Below are 19367 nucleotides of genomic sequence, written 5' to 3'. Positions count from 1 at the left end.
ATCGAGCAGCACAACCCGTGCTCAACCCCGGGAAAACCACAGCAACGGCGGACGCTTATACCCGACCGCCCCGCGCATCGTCCGCTCAACCAGCAACCACTCCCCCAGCTCCCCGGGCTGGCTCGCCGGACCTTGCGGCCACCAGTCGTCCAGATCGACCAGGCCGGGCGGCAGCAACTCGAGCCCCTCGAAGAATGCGAGGATCTCCTCATCGGTGCGGTACCACCCTGAACCCACACCCCCGACGAACGCCTCCTCCAGCTCCCGAGCCAACCGGTGAGCTTCGGGGTCCGCCGGGCCTGGGTCGTAGAAGTGGGTAACTGCTACATACGACCCGGTCGGCAACCGATCGATGAGCTCGCGCATCACCCGGGCAGGTGCGAGGTCGTCGGCGAGGTGGTGCAGCACCGCACCCGCGAGCACGCCGATAGGGCGGTTCGGGTCGAAGTACTGGCAGATATCCCGGTTCTCCAGCAACGTGCCCGCCTCAAGAAAATCCCCATGCACGTAATGGGTGAAGTCACCGCGCTCCAGCAACACCCGGCCATGCGCAACACACAGCGGGTCGTAATCGACGTATACGACTACGGCTTTCGAGTTCTCCAGTTGAGCAACCTCATGCATATTGCCCACCGTTGGAAGCCCGGCACCGATATCGAGAAACTGATCGATCCCGGCCGGCCCGGCGAGATACCGGACCACCCGGTGCAGCCACCGTCGGTTCGCCAGCGACACCTCCCGCTGGGCGGGCGCGACATTGAGAACCGTCTCGAACGCTGCCCGATCGACGGCATAGTTGTCCTTACCACGCAGGCTGTGGTCGTAGACCCGGGCGATACTGGGATGGGTGATATCCACACCGACCGGGGCGCGCAATTCGGTCATCGGTTGTGGATGCAAGACCTTGGTCTCCTTCCTGGCATTGAGTGATCGCTGGGCTGAGCAGAATCCGGCGCGGAATGTAGCTGCTGCGGGCGTCGCGTTGGCGTCGTATCCAGCACAGTCCGTCAGGATTGGGCAGACCAGAGCCGTGAGTGCTGAAACCCGTCGAACATTGCTGTCGGTACTACTGAATTTCGAAGAAGTGGGATGCTGGGGCCGGCGGAAGGAGCTCATGGACAGCGATTTCCAGGCGGCGCTGAGTGCTCGCGTTGCTCGCACCCGGGGCACGGCCCGGATTCCGGGTCCAGCGATCGCTGTGGGCATCTCTAAGGTGACATGCCCAGTGCCGGGTTCGACGAGCCTCACCGTCCCGCATTCCGTCGATAGCGCTTTCCGTACACACCTTTTCCCGTAACGCGAGGCCGGGCCGATACCGTTCTGCCGTGGCAGGATTTGGATAAAGACAGGTTGCGGGGCTCGCGGTTCAGCAGCTTCGGGATGTCCGCGTGTTTCGGGGATGATTGGTGGCAGCGTCACGCGATCGCCTCGCAAACGTCGAGGATTGCCGCGGTGCGGGCGAGAATGGCGTCGTGGTCGAGATCGGTCGCGCCTGTGTCAGGTCGGCAGTCGCATGTGCTCGGCAGGTCGGCAAGGTCGCCGCTGACACTGTAGGAAACCAGACCGTCGACAATGGCGTTGGCGCAGCGTTCGCAGGAGTCCGGGTACACCGAGTCGAAATCGGTGCCGCGAATATTGATATGCGCCACCCGCACCGCTGCCTTGGTGTGCGCGCCGCGGATAGCGTCGACGACGGTCCACAGGTTCGGTGCCCGATAGTGCCCGCGCTGGTACAGCCACCACGCTACGGTGTTCGGCGCCAGCCTCGTCGGACACAAGGTGACCCCGTCCACCCCGAGCGACGCCACGTACTCCGTGGAAGAGATCACGTCGGTGATGGCCTCGCCGTCGGTCAGGAACGGCGGTTTGATCATCAAGTACACCTTGGGGATCACGTTGTGCGTCTGCATCAACGCCACCGCATCCTCGAACGACCCGCGGGTGATGCGGGTATTGACCAGGGTTTCGCGGACCAGCCGGTTCGCCGATTGCAATCCGATCCCCACCTCGAGCTGCACGTCGCCGAGCGCCTCGACGAACGGCGCCAGAGTCTCAGCAGTGAGGAACTGCGGCAGGCTTTCGACGACCAGGCGGCGCACGCCGGTGGCCGCGACCCGGCGGGCGACGTCGAGCTGAACATCGGCCGGCACCTCGCGGCGGGCGAAGAACGACCCGTCGTTGTAGAGGGCGAGCATGTTGTAGTCCGGCTCGTCGTCGGTTCGCCTCAGCAGCGTGGCGACCTGCTCGCGCAGTCCCTCACCGTTCGCTCCGTGCAGGCCGAAGTTGTTGTAGTTGGTGAACGGACACATCGTGCAGGTCGGCACCGAACAGCCACCCGACATCAAAATCGCCTTCTTGCGGCCGTATGTGGTGCCGTCGGCGCCGCGGACAGTGTCGTAGCCGACGTACCGCGGTTTCTGGATGTGCTCGACAGCGGTCACCTCCCGCAGCGAACGCGACAACACCGTGATCCGGTGGCGTAGCGCCTTCTCTCCATCGAGCACGTCGGCTGTGCTGGTAGACATCACGATTCCTCCGATCACAGGGATTTCACAAGCTCTCCCGCGCCGAGGGTTCCGGCGCGGACGTGGTGACACAGGCGGCGGGAATGTCGACGGACCATCTCGGTACCCCCATTCCAGATCCGGCAGCGCGTCGAAGCTGTTGATGCGACAGCGTGATTGGCCACGGTCCCTCCTTCGGTTTCGACGTGCCGACTCCTCTGCCACACCGAGGAACACTCCCTCGGAAACGGCGATGCTCATGACGGGCGCTGTACTCGGTTGCCGCATCGGCACCATGTGGGCTCACTGGTCACCGCACACACCAAGGGACCTTGCTGTTACCTCCAATCTGTCGGGCACCCGGTCGGTTGCGGTGTTTCCCTCCTGCTGTGGTCGCAAGCTCCGTGAGGGGAACGGGTCGCGCCGCGGCTGGACACCTCCGCTCGCCGAATATTCGTGGAGGCAAGCACGCCGACCGGGTGCTAGTTACGATGCTGATTGGTAAGGGACGTTCTTGACCAGGGGTTGCTGGGGCCAGCTGGGGGCCAAACTATTGGCCCCAAATCGGCCCCAGAGCGATAAGCGGGCAGAGGGGTATTCGTGAGTGGGGAATTCGGTCCAGCAATGAAGCGACTGAGGGCCGAACGTGGCCTTTCGGCCGATGATTTAGCCCGTCTGATCAGCTACGATCGAAGCGCGTTGAGCCGGATCGAACGCGGAAACCGCAGGCCGACAAGGGATATTGCCGCCCGCATCGACGCTGCCCTCGATGCCTGTGGGAGGCTGGTTCAGCTTGCCGAGCGCACAAGCTCCCACGCCGGCGATATGGATCTGGCTACGGCGGCCCGGGAATCGGCCGAATTTGCCGAATGGGTCACCGCGGCCAGCGGACAGCTTGACAGTGCCCAGGTCGCGGACGAACTCACCGCGATCGGCCGCCAGTTCGTCTGTGCCACACCGCTTCCTCTGGTAGATCGTCTGCGGGCACTGCGTGGCGAGATCCGCGCGGCCCTGCAGACTGGTCCGGCACCGGCACGTGCCCGTGAGTTGGTGCTCCTGGGTGGCATAACAATCGACCTCTTCGCGCATATCACTGAAAATCTCGGTCATCCCCGCGCCGCTGAGCGCCACGCGCGTGCCGCTGAAGCGATCGCGATCAGCCTCCGGCACCCCGGGCTGCAGGCGTGGGCAGGAGGCACCCGCGCACTGATCTGGGAGTGGAACAACCGCCCAGCCGAAGCCATGGTCCTCGCGGCCAAGGCCGCGTCGATCGCGCCGGTCGGCGAGCAACAGGTACGACTGGCGGCAATCGAAGCCCGCTGCGCAGCCCGGGTCGGACGCGCGGACGCCGCCCACGACGCCATCGCACGGACCATCGACGCCGCCGAAGCCGCCGCCTACGACGAACTCACCATGCTCGGCGGCGCACTGCAGTTTCCCCCCAGCAAAATGGCCTATTACCTCGGATCTACGCACCGGCTACTCGGCGAATACAATCACGCCCAACAGTGGGCGCTGGAAGCGATCTCGGCCTACGAGACCGGACCCGCGACGGAACGCTCCTACGGCGACGAAGCACTCGCCCGCGCCGACGTCGCAATCGGCCGCATCCACTCCGGCGAACTCGACGGCGCCAAAGAGATCCTGGCACCGGTGCTCAAGCTACCCAGCGAGCAACGCATCCAACCCATCACAGACGGTCTGCGTGCGGTTGACACCGCCCTATCGAGCACCCACTATGCCAACGACCCGATCACCATCGAGTTCAGCGAGGAGATCAGCATGCTTACCTCGTCCCGGCACCTGGGATGACATCCACCCGCGATATCCTGTTCACAGCGTGCGAACTGGTCGGCCTCCGCGCCGATGACGCCGAACTGCTTCACGCACACAGCAACATTGTCTATCTCCTGCCTTCGGCCGGCGTCGTGGCCCGGATAAACGGCAACGACCACGCAGGACTCCGCGCGAAAGCCTCGATCACTATCACGCGCTGGCTCGCCGACCACAACCTGCCAGTCACCGAACCAGCCCTCGACCATGCGGTTGATGCCGCTGGTTCGACGGTCACGTTCTGGATCTACTACCCGCAGCACCGCATCGACCGACCCTCGCCACGACACCTCGGCGAGATCCTCCAGCATCTCCACACTCTCCCAGCGCCGCCCTTCCCACTGCCCGAATACGAGCCACTGGTCGGCCTCGTCAGCATCCTCGCCACGGCCGATATCACGCCGAAGGTACTGACCGCAGCAGATCGGCATTGGCTGAGCAGGCAAGCCGAGCAGCTGGTCACCGAGTATCGGACCCTGCCCACCGTCCTCGGGCGGGGCATGGTCCACGGTGACGCCTACGCCGGCAACACTCTCTGGACCGGCAACAAGGTCCTTCTCGGCGATTGGGACGAGACCTCGATCGCTCCACGTGAGCTGGACCTCGCCAACACGGTGCAAGCCAGACGATTCGGTATCCGGGAAGAGGAAATCGACGCGTTCCTGCGCGCATACGCATACGATCCGCGCGACCAGCCCCTTTTCGATGCCCTGGTCCGCATGCGTGATCTACACACCCTCACCAGTTACATCCGCCGCGCGCAACGCGGTGACGCACGCGCCCACACAGAACTCATGACCCGGATCCAGAGCCTGCAGAACCCGGCAACGCCTGCGCGCTGGGTCAGTGCATAGGAACAGGCACTCGTAACACCGACCAACGTGGTCGGGGTCTTGCCAGCGCAAGTACGTCGAGAGTCTGCTGTTCACCCAACCTGGAGAATGGGTATTTTATCTACACCTCGGTTTCAGGCCCACGACGCCAACAGTGTCCACTCAGCCCGCCAGGATTCAGCTTGAGGTGTGGCGGTCCGCAGTCTGTTGGGCGGCTGCGGCAGCGATCGCGCATACAATATGTTTCATTCAGGGGGTCTGGTCGTGACATCGCCTCGTTCATCCGTGGACTACTTCGACCTGAACATCGAGAAGGTGCTCGAACACTGGCCGATAGGGTTCGCGATCCGCGAGATCATCGCCAACGCACTCGACGAACAGGCCATCACCGCTACCGACGACCCCACGATCCGCAAGATCACTGAGGGCGTGTGGGAGATCAGTGACTTCGGGCGCGGGCTGCGCTACCAGCACCTGACACAGAAGGAGAACACCGAGAAGCGCCGGCATCGTGATGTGATCGGCCAGTTTGGAATGGGGCTGAAGGACGCACTCGCGGTGTTCCATCGTCGTGGGATCGATGTGACGATCAGCTCCCCCCATGCCGACATCACCACTGTAGTGCGCCCAAAGGGCGGCTTCACCGACATCACCACCCTGCATGCTGCGGTCCACCCTCCCAGCCAGCCGCGCCGAGTAGGGACCACGGCGACGCTGCGCGGTGTCGGGGACCGAGATATCGAGGAGGCCAAGCAGTTCTTCCTGCGCTACAGCGGTGACAAGCTGCTCGAGGAGACCAACTACGGTCAGGTTCTCGCCAAACCGAGGCGACGAGCACCGGCCAACATCTACGTCAAAGGCCTACTGGTAGCGCAGGAGGAGAACTTCCTTTTCTCCTACAACGTCACCAGCCTCACCAAAGGTCTGCGGCAAGCGCTCAACCGTGAGCGCAGCAACGTGGGCCGCAGCGCCTATGCCGATCGCATCAAGGCCATCCTCAAGCAGTGTCGAACCGCCGAAGTCGCCCACAGCCTCGCCGAAGACCTCGCCATGTTCACCACCGGCCGCATGCACGACGAACTGACCTGGAACGACATCGCCCTCCACGCCTGCAAAGTCCTCGCCACCCACGACAAGGTCGTCTTCGTCTCCCAATACCAACTGGAATACGGCGGCCCGCAGCTCGACTACGCACGCGACGAGGGCTACCGGCTGGTTCTGGTCCCAGACGACATCGCTCACCGCCTCGGCACCCTGACCGACTTCGACGGCAACCCCCTTGTCGACCTAGACCGCTACCGGGACTCGTGGAACGACAGCTTCAGCTTCACCTTCATCGATCCGACCGACCTCACCATCAGCGAGCGTCAGGTCTTCGCCCTGACCAAACCCCTCATTGAGGCAGCCGACATCAGACTGCCCCAGCTCGGGGTCCGCGACATCCTCATCTCCGAGACCATGCGCCTCAACACAGCAGGACGCGAGATCGTTGGAGTATACGAACCCGCCGAGAAGCGCATCATCATCCGACGGGACAGGCTCAACAATCCAGCGGAGTACTGCGGAACACTCCTGCACGAACTCACTCACGCCAAATCGGGCACCACGGACGGGACGCTGGCGTTCGAGGAGGCCCTCACCACTCAGCTCGGCCACCTGGCTGTCGCGCTTCTCGGCACAACCGCCCACAACAGTGGGTACAGGCCGTCGGCGCCACGGTCGTAGTGATGGTGCGACTCCTGCCTCTTGCGGAGTCGCCACGGCCGGCAAGCTGAGGTTGCCTGCCGAAAACTGTTGTGCCCGTGTCAGTACTACTGGATACCATCGCCAGATGAACTTCGATCGGACGGAGCGAGGGGGTACCGATGGTCGATGACGTAGTCGTTGTAACTACAGGCGGAACCATAGCCGCGACCGGATCAACACATCTCGACGGCTCCGAGCTGATGCGGGCACTGGGTTTGGCCCGTCCCGTCCGGACCCGCGCGGTCTGCTCGCTTGGATCATGGGAGATGGACTCCGCGAACTGGCTGGCTATCGCCACCGCCGTCGCGGAAGAACTGCGTGCCGGGACCCGTGTGGTCATCACGACAGGCACGGCGACTCTGGAGGAACTCGCATACTTCCTGCTGGAGGTCACAGGGAACGCGGATTTGGTTGTCACCGGCGCAACCCATCCCGGATGGTCAACCAGCACGGACGGTGCAGCGAATTTGCTTGCGGCGCTGACAGTTTCGACCTCGACCGAGGGGCTGGGTACGGTCGTTGCTATCGGCTCGAAGGTCTATTCGGCCCTGGACTGCTACAAGGAGGACCCCCACCGGATGGATGGGTTCGCCGCACGACACGGAGAACCGGTCGCCGTTATCGCCGCCGGCGAAGTCGTACCTCATGCATATCGCCGTGTTCACGTGGACGTATCCGGCGTTCCCGCTTGCCTTCCACTGGCTCGGGTTTCGACCCTCGCGCTGGGAACCGACCCCTACCTGGCTCACCTCGATGACTTCCGCGCGGACGCACTTGTCGCGCAGGCACCCGGACTGGCGATGGCGCCGCCGACCGCCAGGAGGTATCTGTGCGCTATAGCCACCTCGAAACCCGTTGTTCTGGTTGCACGTCCGCCACAAGGAGTCGGCATCGATCGCGTCCACTATCCCGACATGTGGGAGGACCTCGAGCACGCGGGTGTGATCATCGAGCCGGTGTTGGACCTGTACAAGGCCCGGATACGGATGGCGTTCCTGCTCGGACACGGTCTGTCCCGTTACCTGCCGGTGGCTGTATGACCCAGGCTGGTTACGTGCTCGACTGCATTGTCCAACTGGCGGAACAGGCACCGGATGCATCCGCTCTTGTCTCGGATACCCTTGATCTCGATCGCGCTGGTTTGGTTCGACGCATCGAAATCCAGGCCGGTGCGCTGGAGGCGCAGGCAGCCACTGGACGGTATGTCATCGTGGCGTGCAGCGACGGCGCCGACCAATTGATCAACGTTCTTGCCTGTCACGCGGTGGGCGCTGTGCCGGTACTCGTGTCCCCCCTGCTCCCGTCGGCACGGCGGGACCAGGTCCTGCGATCGGAATTGCCGGGGTCACTGCTGATCACAGACACATGGAGCGACGAGATACCGTCGGTCGTAGATCCGCGCTTGGACATACGCGAGGATCACGGATGGAGTCTCGAACATCGCAGATACCCACACCTTCACGACGTCGCTTACGTGATCTACACCTCCGGTTCGACTGGCCAACCCAAGGGCGTCGAATGCACCCACGCCGGCCTCAACACGCTCGTCGACGCCCTCGGTCGCGCATACGACCTACGATCGACAGATAGGGTCCTGTCGATCGCCAACGTGTCCTTCGACGTCTTTCTCGAGGAGACGCTGCCGACCGCGGCGGCGGGCGGGGTGATCGTCAGGATCGACCGAGCCGAACTCGCGGCCAAAGCCCTGGTCGCGATCGTGGAACAACACCGCTGCACCGCAGTGAACATTCCGACTGCAGTCTGGCTGCACCTGGTCGCGGCGAGCGAGCGGGGGGAGGTTCGGCTGCCGGACTACGCTCGCCTGGTCGTGGTAGGCAGCGAGGCAGTGCCGATCCTGGCCGCACGCACCTGGAGACAGGTCCGGCCGCCGTGTGCACGGACGATTTTCGCCTATGGACTCACCGAGGCAACGATCACCAGTTCGTTGCTCGAGGAGGAGGAACTTCCCGATCCCGACCTGGACCTGACCCACGTTCCTCTCGGCGTGTGTGTCGGGGATGCACGGCTGCACCTGTTGGACGGGGCAATGAAGCCGGTCGGCGCCGGAGTGCCGGGCGAGGTGTTCTTGGCTGGAGCGGGTGTGGCTCGCGGTTACCTGGGGCGGGCACGGTTGACGGCGGAGCGGTTTGTTCCCGATCCCTTTGGACAGGTTCCCGGAGCCCGGTTGTATCGCACGGGGGATCGTGCTCGTGTGCTGCCGAACGGTGACCTCGAATTCCTGGGACGAATAGACGATCAGGTCAAGATCCGTGGTTACCGTGTGGAACTCGGAGAGGTAGAGGCAAGTCTGGCGGCGGTACCTGGGGTGACCGAGTGCGCGGTGACCGCCCGCGATGACGGCCGCGGCGGACGCCAACTGGTCGGTTACTACGTGACGGACGAAACTGCGGCTCGACCAACGACAATCACGGCCCACGGACCCGCCGATCGTGTGGATGCGGTCTACCTACGTGCTCAGCTCACAGCGCTGTTGCCCGATTACGCGGTGCCGTCTGTGCTGATCGAGCTGGATGGCCTCCCGCTGACTCTCAACGGAAAGATCGACCGCTCAGCGCTGCCTGCTCCGCAGGACCATTCTTACCGGCGCGCACACTACGTCGAACCTGCCACCGAATCCGAAAGGCTTTTGGCCCGAATCTGGGCCGAAACCCTCGCCGTCGGCGCCGTCGGAGCCCAGGACACCTTCGTCGAACTCGGTGGGGACTCGCTGACCGCTATGGCGGTCCGAGCACGGATCGACGAAATGTTCGGCGTACGAACCGATTGGAACGACCTGATCACCGGTCGGGTGACTCTACGGAGCTTCGCCTCGCGTCTGCCAGCCCCCACTGCACAAGTGAACCCCGTACTTTCAAGCAAGGGTCGGAGCGGGGCGTCGACGGTGGCGTCCTTCGCGCAGGAGCGTATGTGGTTCTTGGATCGGTTGGGTGCGGGTTCGGCGTATGCGGTGCCGTTAGCGTTCCGCGTGACCGGCGCCGTGGACATGGATGCTGTCCGTCGTGCTGTTCGCGCGGTAGTGGACCGCCATCACGTACTGCGGACTGTGCTGCGCCTCGACGACAACCAACTCGTGTCCCTTCCTGGCACGGTCGATCCTGCTGAGCTGCACTTTTCGCGCGCGGCGGCCGAAACAGAGCAGCAGCGGTGGTCGTGGGCCGTGCGGTGGGCACAGAATTTCTCCAGCGAGCCGTTCAACCTGGGTGAGGGACCATTGTGTCGCTTCGGCTGGATCGAGCTCGACCGCGACGACGCAGTGCTGGTGATGTCTTTTCACCACGCCGTCATCGACGGTTCGTCGTTGGGTCTGCTGTGCCGTGACCTGACATCCGCGTATGCGAATCACGCCGATGCAACGCATATGAGACCGGACTCCGCAGGATTGCTTCAGTACTCGGATTTCGCTTCTTGGCAGCGAGAACTGCTGGAATATTCACGGGAACGTGACGCCGCCTACTGGTGCCGACAGTTGGAGATGTTGCCCACGACGGAGCTCCCCACCGACCGCCCGCGACCGCGGGTTCAACAGTTCGCGGGGCGAACCCTTCGGACGAGTATCGATCCTGACCTATCCAGGCAAGTATTGGAGCGCTCAAGTCGAGAAGCGGTGACACCGTTCGTGTTTCTACTGTCGGCCTACTGCGCCGTGATCGCCGCGCGAACCGGTGCCAATGAGGTGGTACTGGGTACACCGGTGTCGGGACGCACGCGACGGGAATGGGAAAACCTGGTCGGGCTATTCGTAAACACTGTCGTACTACGAACCCACCTGCATCCGCATGCCCCGTTTCGTGAGCTGTTGACATCAGTGAAAGACACCGTGCTGCAGGCACTACAGCATCAGGAGTTGCCCTTCGACGAACTGGTGCGAGCACTTGATGTCAGCCGTGATCCGTCCCGCAACCCGCTATTCGGGCTCATGTTCACCTTCCTGGGCGGACAAGGTACCGACCCGGCTGGACAACTCGCGTTGGGGTCGAGTTCGGTCACCGAACTGGAACTAGACGAAGGCGCCCAGGTCGATCTGAACCTCCAGATCTGGTTGGACACCACCGGCAGCTTCCAGATGAAGTTCATCTACGCGACCGCCTTGTTCGAACACGACACCATTGCCCGGTTCGCGGATCACTTCATCACTTCGTTGCGTCGAGCGGTCGCCGATCCGGCGATAGATGTGGCTGCTTTGCAGGCACTTCCGGACTCGGAGCGGGAGCTGGTATTGCGTGCGTGGAACCGCACCACCGCTGCCGTCGCCGATCGGACGGTAGTGGACTTGTTTCGGGCACAAGTCGCGGCGACCCCGACGGCCTGCGCGGTCAGCACCGACAGTTCCGGCTCTTTGACCTACGCCGAACTCGACGGGGTTTCGGAGATGCTATCTCGCGTCCTACGATCGCGAGGTGTGGGCCGTGGGTCGATCGTCGGCATCTGCCTCGGCCGAGGTAGCCACATGGTGGCCGCACTGCTGGCGGTGTTGAAGGCGGGTGCGGCGTATATGCCGTTGGACCCGGACTACCCCATTCATCGGTTGGCGTTCATGTTGCGGGACTCCGCCGCCATCCTGGTCGTGACAAATTCGAGTTTGCGGGCGCGATTGCCGCAGCCGTGGAGCGATGACGCTGTCGATGCCGACCAGTTCGGGAGCACGGTCGCGCCGGATTACACCGACCGAGCTCGGTGCGAGCCTGGGCCGTCGGACGCGGCTTACGTCATCTACACCTCGGGGTCGACCGGCCAGCCCAAAGGCGTCGTCAGCAACCACCGCGCATTGGTGAATCGGTTGTTGTGGATGGGAGACTATTTCGGGTTGGACTCGACCGATGTGGTGTTGCAGAAGACGTCGTTCAGTTTCGACGTCTCGGTGTGGGAGATCCTGTGCCCTCTATTGGTCGGTGCTCGTTTGCACATGGCGCGACCAGGTGGTCACCGCGACCCGCAGTACCTTGCGCAGACGATGGTGTCCCAGCGCGTAACGACGGTGCACTTCGTGCCCGCCATGTTGAGAGTGTTTCTTCATCGGCGCACCGGGCAGGTTCCCACTCTGCGCCGTGTCGTCTGCAGCGGGGAAGCCCTTCCCACCGCCCTCGCCGCATGGGCGAACAGCTACTTCGGTGGCATTGTGCACAATCTGTACGGGCCGACCGAGGCGGCCATCGATGTCACCGCGCACCGGTGTGGGGACTTCGAACACGATCCGATGCCGATCGGCCGGCCGATCTGGAACACCACGGCCTATGTGTTGAACCGCTCCATGGACCCGGTCGGGGTGGGAGTGCTCGGAGAGCTGTTTCTGGGCGGAGTAGCGGTAGCCCGCGGTTATGTCGGTCGTCCCGGGTTGACTGCGGCACGGTTCGTTCCCGACCCGTTCGCGACCTCACCCGGTGCCCGCCTGTACCGCACGGGGGACCTGGTTCGCTACCTGTCCGACGGCAGCCTTCAGTTCCTCGGGCGGGTGGACGATCAAGTAAAAATCCGCGGTCACCGAGTGGAATTGGGGGAAGTGCAGACCCACCTGGCCGCCGTACCCGGTATCGCCGCGTGCGCGGTGACCGTCCACTCCGACAGTCAGGTCGGACAGCGCCTGGTCGGCTACTACGTCGTCGACAAACACCCCTCGGAGGTTCCTGCACCAGCCGCGCACAGCGGTGGTTCTGTCGATGACCGGGATATCCGCGCTCAGCTCGCGGCGGTGCTGCCCGACTACGCCCTGCCGTCGGTATTGATCGAACTCGAATCGATCCCGTTGACCGTCAACGGCAAGATCGACCCTGCGGCCTTGCCCGCACCCGAGGGCCGGGCTCATAGCGGCATCGACTACCTCGCACCCAGCACCGAGGACGAGAAGCTGCTGGCCCGGATCTGGTCCGAAGTGCTGCACATCGATGCCGTCGGCACCAACGACAACTTCTTCGCGCTAGGCGGTGACTCCATTCTCATCGTCACCGTGGTGGAACGCGCCGTCCAGGCCGGGTTGAACCTCGAGGTCTCCGACATGTTTCAGCACTCGACGCTGTCCCGGTTGGCCCATGCCACGTCGGCGGGTGATGACCGACTCGGCAACAACCGCGAAGCGAGTCGACAACGCGCACGGCAACGCAGGCAGGCCAGGAGGCCCAGGAAGTGAACGAAGACAATCACGTCGCCGTTGTGGGCCTCGGTGGCGCGTTCCCCGGCGCCCCCGACATCGCCGCATACTGGGACAACCTCGTCGACGGCGCGGACTGCATCACTCGCTGGACAGACGACTGTGACCTGACGAAGGTCGCGGCACGCGGCCGTATTGGTCAGACCCTCGACACGTTCGACCCGCATCTATTCCCCACGCTTGCCCGGCAGGAACTGCGCCTACTCGATCCACAGCTGCGGTTGCTGTTGCGGTCTACGTGGTCGGCACTGGAAGACGCGGGTCTGGATCCGCGCTCGGGAAGTCTCGCGTGCGGGGTGTTCGTGTCAGCGGGCAACAGCGACTACTACGAAAGGTTGAAGGCCGACCGCGACACCGTCCACCGGTACGGCACCCAACTGATCTCCCTCAATTCCCAACGCGACTTCTTCCCCATGAAGCTGTCGCACCTGTTCGGGTTCATCGGCCCTAGCATGCTGATCCAGTCAGCCTGCTCCAGCTCGCTGACCGCAGTTCACACAGCGGTCGGGTCGCTGCTGTCCTACGAGTGCGACCTCGCCGTCGCCGGCGGTGCCACAGTGGATCTCGACGAAACGGCCCCGTACTCCGCAGTGGACGGGCTAATGTCCCGAACCGGGATATGCCGGCCGTTCGACGCAGCCGCCGACGGCACTGTGCCAGGCAGCGGCGGCGGTGTCGTCGTCCTCAAACGGCTCCAATCGGCCCTCGATGACGGTGACCGCGTGTACGCCGTCATCGCCGGCAGCGCGGTGAATAACGACGGGTCACACCGTGCGTCGTTCACCGCGCCCTCAGCACAGGGCCAGTTCCGGGCCATCACAGAGGCCCTCGAACTATCCGGCCTGAAAGCAAGTGACATCGAGTACGTCGAAACGCATGGAACAGGTACCCGCACCGGTGACCCCGTCGAGGCCCAGGCCTTGCGCGAGGTGTACGGCGACGCCGATGGCCCGCCCTGTTACCTCGGTGCCGTGAAAGCCCACATCGGTCACCTCGACGCCGCCGCCGGCATCGCCGGGCTGATCAAGACCGTGCTGGCTGTGTCAGCCGACCTGATCCCACCATCGCATCCCATCGACAACCTCAACCCCGATCTCGATCTTGGGGACAGGCTGCGCTTCGCCGATACGTCACGACCCTTCGAACTCGAGCACCGCGCCGCAGCGGTCAGCTCCCTGGGCTTCGGCGGATCCAACTGCCACCTCATCGTCGCGGCAACGCGACCGGACCACTCGGCGCTCTCCAGGCTTCCGGGCACAACGGAGCCGGGCAGCCTGTATCTGTCGGGTAGCTCGGCGGCGGCGGTTCAGAGCACAGCACGCCGAATCGGCGAACACCTTCAACGACATCCAGATCACCTGCGCGCTTTGACCGACGCGTCCGCCTGGCTTCCCGCCTTGTCGTGGCGAGCCGCGGTCCGCACGTCCACAGGGCAGGTCGTCGACCGGTTGCGTCATGTACGTGCTCACTCGGTTGTCGCTGACGCGACGAACGTGGTGTTGATGTTTCCTGGGCAAGGTTCGTTCGAGCCGAGCAACGGACGCGGGTTGTACCTCACCGACCCGACATTCGGCTCCACGGTCCGCGCCACTATCGGCTCGGCGAGCCATCCTGCCGCCGCAGTGCTGTCGGGCTACTTTGCCGGAGATCACGACCTGCCTGAACGCTACGAGCAAGCCGCTCTGTACCTCATCGGCATCGGTCTGGCCGCCACACTCCGCACCCATGGTGTCGTTCCTTCAATGGTGGTCGGTCATAGTGTCGGCGAACTTGCCGCCATGGCGACAGCCGGCGTTTTCACTGCTGCAACGGGTCTCGACTTCGTTTGTCGGCGGGGCGAACTCCTCGACTCGGTAGCGCGAGGCGCCATGACTGCGGTTCTCGCCGACGTGTCAACGGTGGAATCGATGCTCGGCGCCGACCTCGACATAGCCGCAGTGAACGGGAGCGGTCAGGTCGTGGTCTCAGGCCCATCCCCACAAATCATCGGTTTCGAACAGGACGCCGCGCAGCGCGGGATTCGGTGTGTACGGTTGCGATCTCCCTACGCGTTCCACTCCCGCGCAGTCGCCACGGCGGGCCCACAGCTGCTAGACGCGGCTTCTCCACTCGGAATGAGGATCCGCGACATCGCGGTACTCAGCAGCGTCGACGGCCGGATCTACCGCTCCGGCGACAGGTTGCCACCCGACTACTGGTCCGTGCATGCGCAGCGTCCGGTGCGGTTCGACACCGTCATCGACCGCCTGTCATCGGGGCCACCCGCGATCGTGATCGACGTCGGCCCGGGACACACCCTCACCGATCTACTCGGATCGGCTGCGAGTCCTGGCCTTCGCGTCCTCGCGCTGGACACCACGGGCCAAGCCGGCGACGAAACCACTACTGTCGCCCAGGGGCTCGACAGACTGTGGGAGGCTGGCCTGGTCGAGAGCCCGGCCGTGTCGGCCCACCGGTCCTCGTTTCCCCTTCCCGCCCGGTCCTTCACCTCGGAACACCTCTGGATCCAACCCCCGACGCTCACCGGTCACACCGCGGATCACCAGCCCACGCACGTACCGAGTGAACCGGCACCTCGACAACGCATACCCACTGCCCGCACCAGCGCCCGACCAAGCGACCTGCTGCCGCCGGATCTTCGCTCGATCCTGCTGGATGTGCTCGATGCCGACGAGATCGACAGCGCCCACAGCTTCACTGAGATGGGCGGCAATTCCCTGCTCGCGCTCCAGGTCACCAGCCGTGTTCGAGAACTGTTCGGCACATCACCGCATACAGGTCGTCTGCTCGAAGCGGACACCATTTCCGACTATGCCCGCGAGCTCGCCGATCCGCATCAGAAACACACCAGCGGCCCCTGTGAGCCCGAACCCAACAGAACAGCAGGTCCTGCCACCCATTCGGACATGACGACACTCCCGGTACCGAGGACACGGGATATATCGGGGCCGGCAGCGATGGTGGTGTCCTTCGCACAGGAGCGGATGTGGTTCCTGGACCAGTTGGGTGCGGGTTCGGCGTATGTGGTGCCATTGGCGTTGCGCGTGACCGGCGCGGTAAATGTTGGTGCTCTGCGGGATGCCATACGCGCGGTGGTGGATCGGCACCATGTTCTGCGGACCGTACTGCGCTCGGACGACCACGGAGTCACGGCTCAGCTGTTGGACAACATCTCCAGCTCCGACACACGCCTGGTCCGTGCGGTGGGCAAGACAGGGCAAGACCGGTGGTCATGGGCTATTCGATGGGCACAGGACTTCGCCGGACAGCCGTTCGACCTGGCCGAGGGGCCACTCTGTCGATTCGGCTGGATCGAGCTCGGCCCCGATGACGGCGTGCTGGTCATGTCGCTTCACCACGCCGTCACCGACGGCTGGTCCACCGCGGTGCTCTGCAAGGACCTCTCAACCGCTTACCAACAATCCCTGCGCGGTGAGCGCCCCCGCGTCGATACCTCGGCGATGTGGCAGTACACCGACTTCGCTTCCTGGCAACGCGAACAATGGACAGCCTCACGCGAGCAGGCCACCACCTACTGGCGGGAACAACTGGACGGCCTGGTGCCGACTGAACTGCCGACCGATCGTCTTCGACCGCGCATATACAGCCATGCGGGCCGTGGCCTTCGACTGAGCGTGGACGCAGACCTCACCCAACAGGTGTTGACCAGAGCACGACAGGAGGCTGTGACACCGTTCGTGTTCCTGCTGTCGATCTACAGCGCCGTGGTCGCCGCCCGCACCGACGGTCCGGAAGTCGTGTTGGGCACACCCGTGTCCGGCCGCGCCCGGCGGGAATGGGAAGACCTGGTCGGCCTGTTCGTCAACACCGTCGTCCTGCGCACACAGGTCATGCCCGACCAGACCTTCCGGAAACTGTTGGGCTCGGTGAAAGATACCGTCCTGCAGGCACTACGTCATCAGGATATGCCGTTTGAGGAGTTGGTTCGAGCACTTGATGTCACCCGTGATCCGTCCCGCAACCCGATCTTCCAATTGCTTTTCGCATTCCTCGGTGGCCCTGAGACCGACCCCGCCGCTCAACTCACCCTCGGCGCCGCCGCAGTGGCCGAACTCGAACTCGACGAGGATGCCCCGGCCGATCTGAACTTCCAGGTCTGGATCGATGCCGAAGGCCGGCTCCAGTTGAAGTTCGTCTACGCGACCGCGTTGTTCGACCAGGACACTATCGAGCGGCTTGCGCAGCATTTCGTTACCGCTGTTCGGCGGGTAGTGACCGATCCAGGAATCAATATCCGCGCAGTGCAGAAACTTCCGGACTCAGAACACGAACTCGTCCTGCACGCGTGGAACGGCCCGGCCGTCGCGGTCGATGACCGGACGGTGGTGGATCTGTTCCGGGCCCAGGTCGAAGCGACCCCGCAGGCGCACGCAGTCAGTACCGACGAGTCGGGCTCATTGACCTACGCCGAACTCGACGAGCGTTCGGAAGCGTTGGCTCGATTTCTGCGGTCGCGGGGCGTCGATCGCGAGTCGGTCGTCGGGATATGCCTCGATCGTGGTACAGACATGACGGTCGCCGTGATTGCGGTGTTGAAAGCAGGTGGTGCCTATCTCCCGCTCGACCCGGCCTATCCAACGGCCCGGCTCACGTACATGCTCCGCGACACCGCGGCACAGCACGTCCTGACCCATGAACCACTGCGTTCGACACTGCCCGAACCCTGGTCGACCACGGCCTTCGCTATCGACAACGACTGGCCCAGTATATTGCACGCCGCTGCCCGTACCGATCAAGCTCTGCCCGGACCCAGGCCGAGAGATTCGGCGTACGTCATCTATACATCAGGTTCGACCGGCCGCCCCAAAGGCGTCGTAAACGAGCACCGTGGCCTGTTGAACCGGTTGCAGTGGATGCGCGATCATCTCGGGTTGGACGCGACGGATGTGGTATTGCAGAAGACATCGTTCGGTTTCGACGTCTCGGTCTGGGAAATTCTGGCACCATTGCTGGTCGGTGCACGCACGCATATGGCCCGTCCTGGCGGGCAACGCGACCCGCACTACCTCGCCCGCGCAATGGCCTCGCAGCGGATCACGACCGTGCACTTCGTGCCGACGATGCTGCACTCCTTCCTCGACCACCAGCCTCCGGCGGCCCCGGCACTACGCCACGTCATCTGCAGCGGCGAAGCCCTACCAGCCGCGGTGGCGAACGCAGCCCGTACTCATTTCGGCGGCACCGTGCACAACCTGTACGGGCCGACCGAGGCCGCCATCGATGTCACCGCACATCACTGCGTCGACACCGAACACAATCCGGTGCCAATCGGGCGCCCACTGTGGAACACCACCGTGTACGTGTTGGACAGGTCGATGGAGCCGGTAGCGGTAGGGGTGGCTGGGGAGCTGTACCTCGGTGGCACAGGGGTAGCTCGAGGCTATCTGGGGCGCCCCGCACTGACGGCGCAACACTTTGTCGCCGACCCGTTCACCGCGACTCGCGGCGCCCGCCTTTACCGCACTGGCGACCTCGCACGGCACCGCCCAGACGGCAGCCTCGAATTCCTCGGCCGGATGGATGATCAGGTCAAAATCCGTGGCCACCGCGTGGAGTTGGGTGAAGTGCAGGCCCACCTGGCCGCCATACCCGGGATCACCGACTGCGCAGTGACCGGTCACGGCACCAGTCGCGGCGGACTGCGCCTGGTCGGCTACTACGTCGCCGACACAGCTCAACCAGTCACTGCGGGTTTGTTACGGAAAGACTTGTCTGCCTGCCTCCCCGACTACATGGTCCCATCGATATTCATCGAACTCGCCGCGATTCCCCTGACTGCGAACGGCAAGCTCGATCGCGCGGCCCTGCCCGCGCCCGAAGGACGCTCCCACGTCGATATCGACTACATCGCACCCACCACTGCCCCGGAGAAGCTGCTGGCCCGGATCTGGGCCGAGGTGCTGCACATCGACGCCATCGGCACCAACGACAACTTCTACGAACTCGGCGGGGACTCCATCCTGAGCCTCCTGGTAGTCGGCAAGGCACGTCAGGAAGGCCTCGCGGTCACCCCGCAGCTGATCCTCCAGTTCCCCACCATCGGCAGCCTCGCCGAACAGATATCCAGCGACGAGCTGGCCCGCATCGACGGTGTCGTCGTACCACCAACAGGCGACGGCAACGGCGAAGTTCTGCTCAGCCCCATCCAGCAGCGGTACCTGGCGTCGAGAAACGACAACCCTCACCATTTCAATCATTCGATTCTGCTGCGGGCCCGCCAACCACTGGACCGCGCGGCCCTGACCGTCGCGCTCACCGCCGTCCTCG

The 19367-nt window shown here is 63.9% G+C and carries 8 protein-coding genes; 6 read left to right on the top strand and 2 right to left on the bottom strand.

Annotation, left to right across the window (positions count from 1 at the left end; translation table 11 throughout):
• Window positions 1–21: 21 nt before the first annotated feature.
• Together AB0H42_RS32995 and AB0H42_RS32990 are read right to left on the bottom strand one after the other, a co-directional pair.
• Window positions 22–1248 (bottom strand): SAM-dependent methyltransferase, encoded by a 1227-nt coding sequence (locus tag AB0H42_RS32995; RefSeq protein WP_357063092.1) that lies wholly within the window; start codon window positions 1246–1248, stop codon window positions 22–24.
• A gap of 167 nt (window positions 1249–1415) precedes the next feature.
• Window positions 1416–2729 (bottom strand): hypothetical protein, encoded by a 1314-nt coding sequence (locus AB0H42_RS32990; RefSeq protein ID WP_357063091.1) that lies wholly within the window; start codon window positions 2727–2729, stop codon window positions 1416–1418.
• 375 nt (window positions 2730–3104) lie between these two features.
• Here AB0H42_RS32990 and AB0H42_RS32985 point away from each other — a divergent pair, with 375 nt between their 5' ends.
• From AB0H42_RS32985 to AB0H42_RS32960, 6 genes are all read left to right on the top strand, one after another.
• Entirely contained in the window at window positions 3105–4316 is a 1212-nt protein-coding gene (locus AB0H42_RS32985; protein WP_357063090.1) for a helix-turn-helix transcriptional regulator, read from the top strand.
• The gene (locus tag AB0H42_RS32980; protein ID WP_357063088.1) at window positions 4313–5191 is read left to right on the top strand and encodes a phosphotransferase; all 879 of its coding nucleotides are present in this window, start codon (window positions 4313–4315) and stop codon (window positions 5189–5191) included. The genes AB0H42_RS32985 and AB0H42_RS32980 overlap by 4 nt, the downstream gene beginning before the upstream one ends.
• A 264-nt stretch (window positions 5192–5455) precedes the next feature.
• The gene (locus AB0H42_RS32975) at window positions 5456–6895 is read left to right on the top strand and encodes a hypothetical protein (RefSeq protein WP_357063086.1); all 1440 of its coding nucleotides are present in this window, start codon (window positions 5456–5458) and stop codon (window positions 6893–6895) included.
• Window positions 6896–7035: 140 nt separating this feature from the next.
• Window positions 7036–7956: an asparaginase domain-containing protein gene (locus tag AB0H42_RS32970; protein ID WP_357063085.1), complete on the top strand. Its 921-nt coding sequence runs from the start codon at window positions 7036–7038 to the stop codon at window positions 7954–7956.
• Complete coding sequence (locus AB0H42_RS32965; RefSeq protein ID WP_357063084.1) at window positions 7953–13058, top strand: amino acid adenylation domain-containing protein; 5106 nt, start codon at window positions 7953–7955, stop codon at window positions 13056–13058. The genes AB0H42_RS32970 and AB0H42_RS32965 overlap by 4 nt, the downstream gene beginning before the upstream one ends.
• On the top strand, window positions 13055–19367 hold a 6313-nt coding region (locus AB0H42_RS32960; RefSeq protein ID WP_357063082.1), incomplete at its 3' end, for an amino acid adenylation domain-containing protein. The genes AB0H42_RS32965 and AB0H42_RS32960, both read left to right, overlap by 4 nt.

It is taken from the genome of Nocardia sp. NPDC050799, assembly GCF_040654015.1.
GTDB lineage: Bacteria > Actinomycetota > Actinomycetes > Mycobacteriales > Mycobacteriaceae > Nocardia.
The sequence above is the reverse complement of the archived record's forward strand: the minus strand, read 5'-3'. Positions and strand labels throughout refer to the sequence as shown.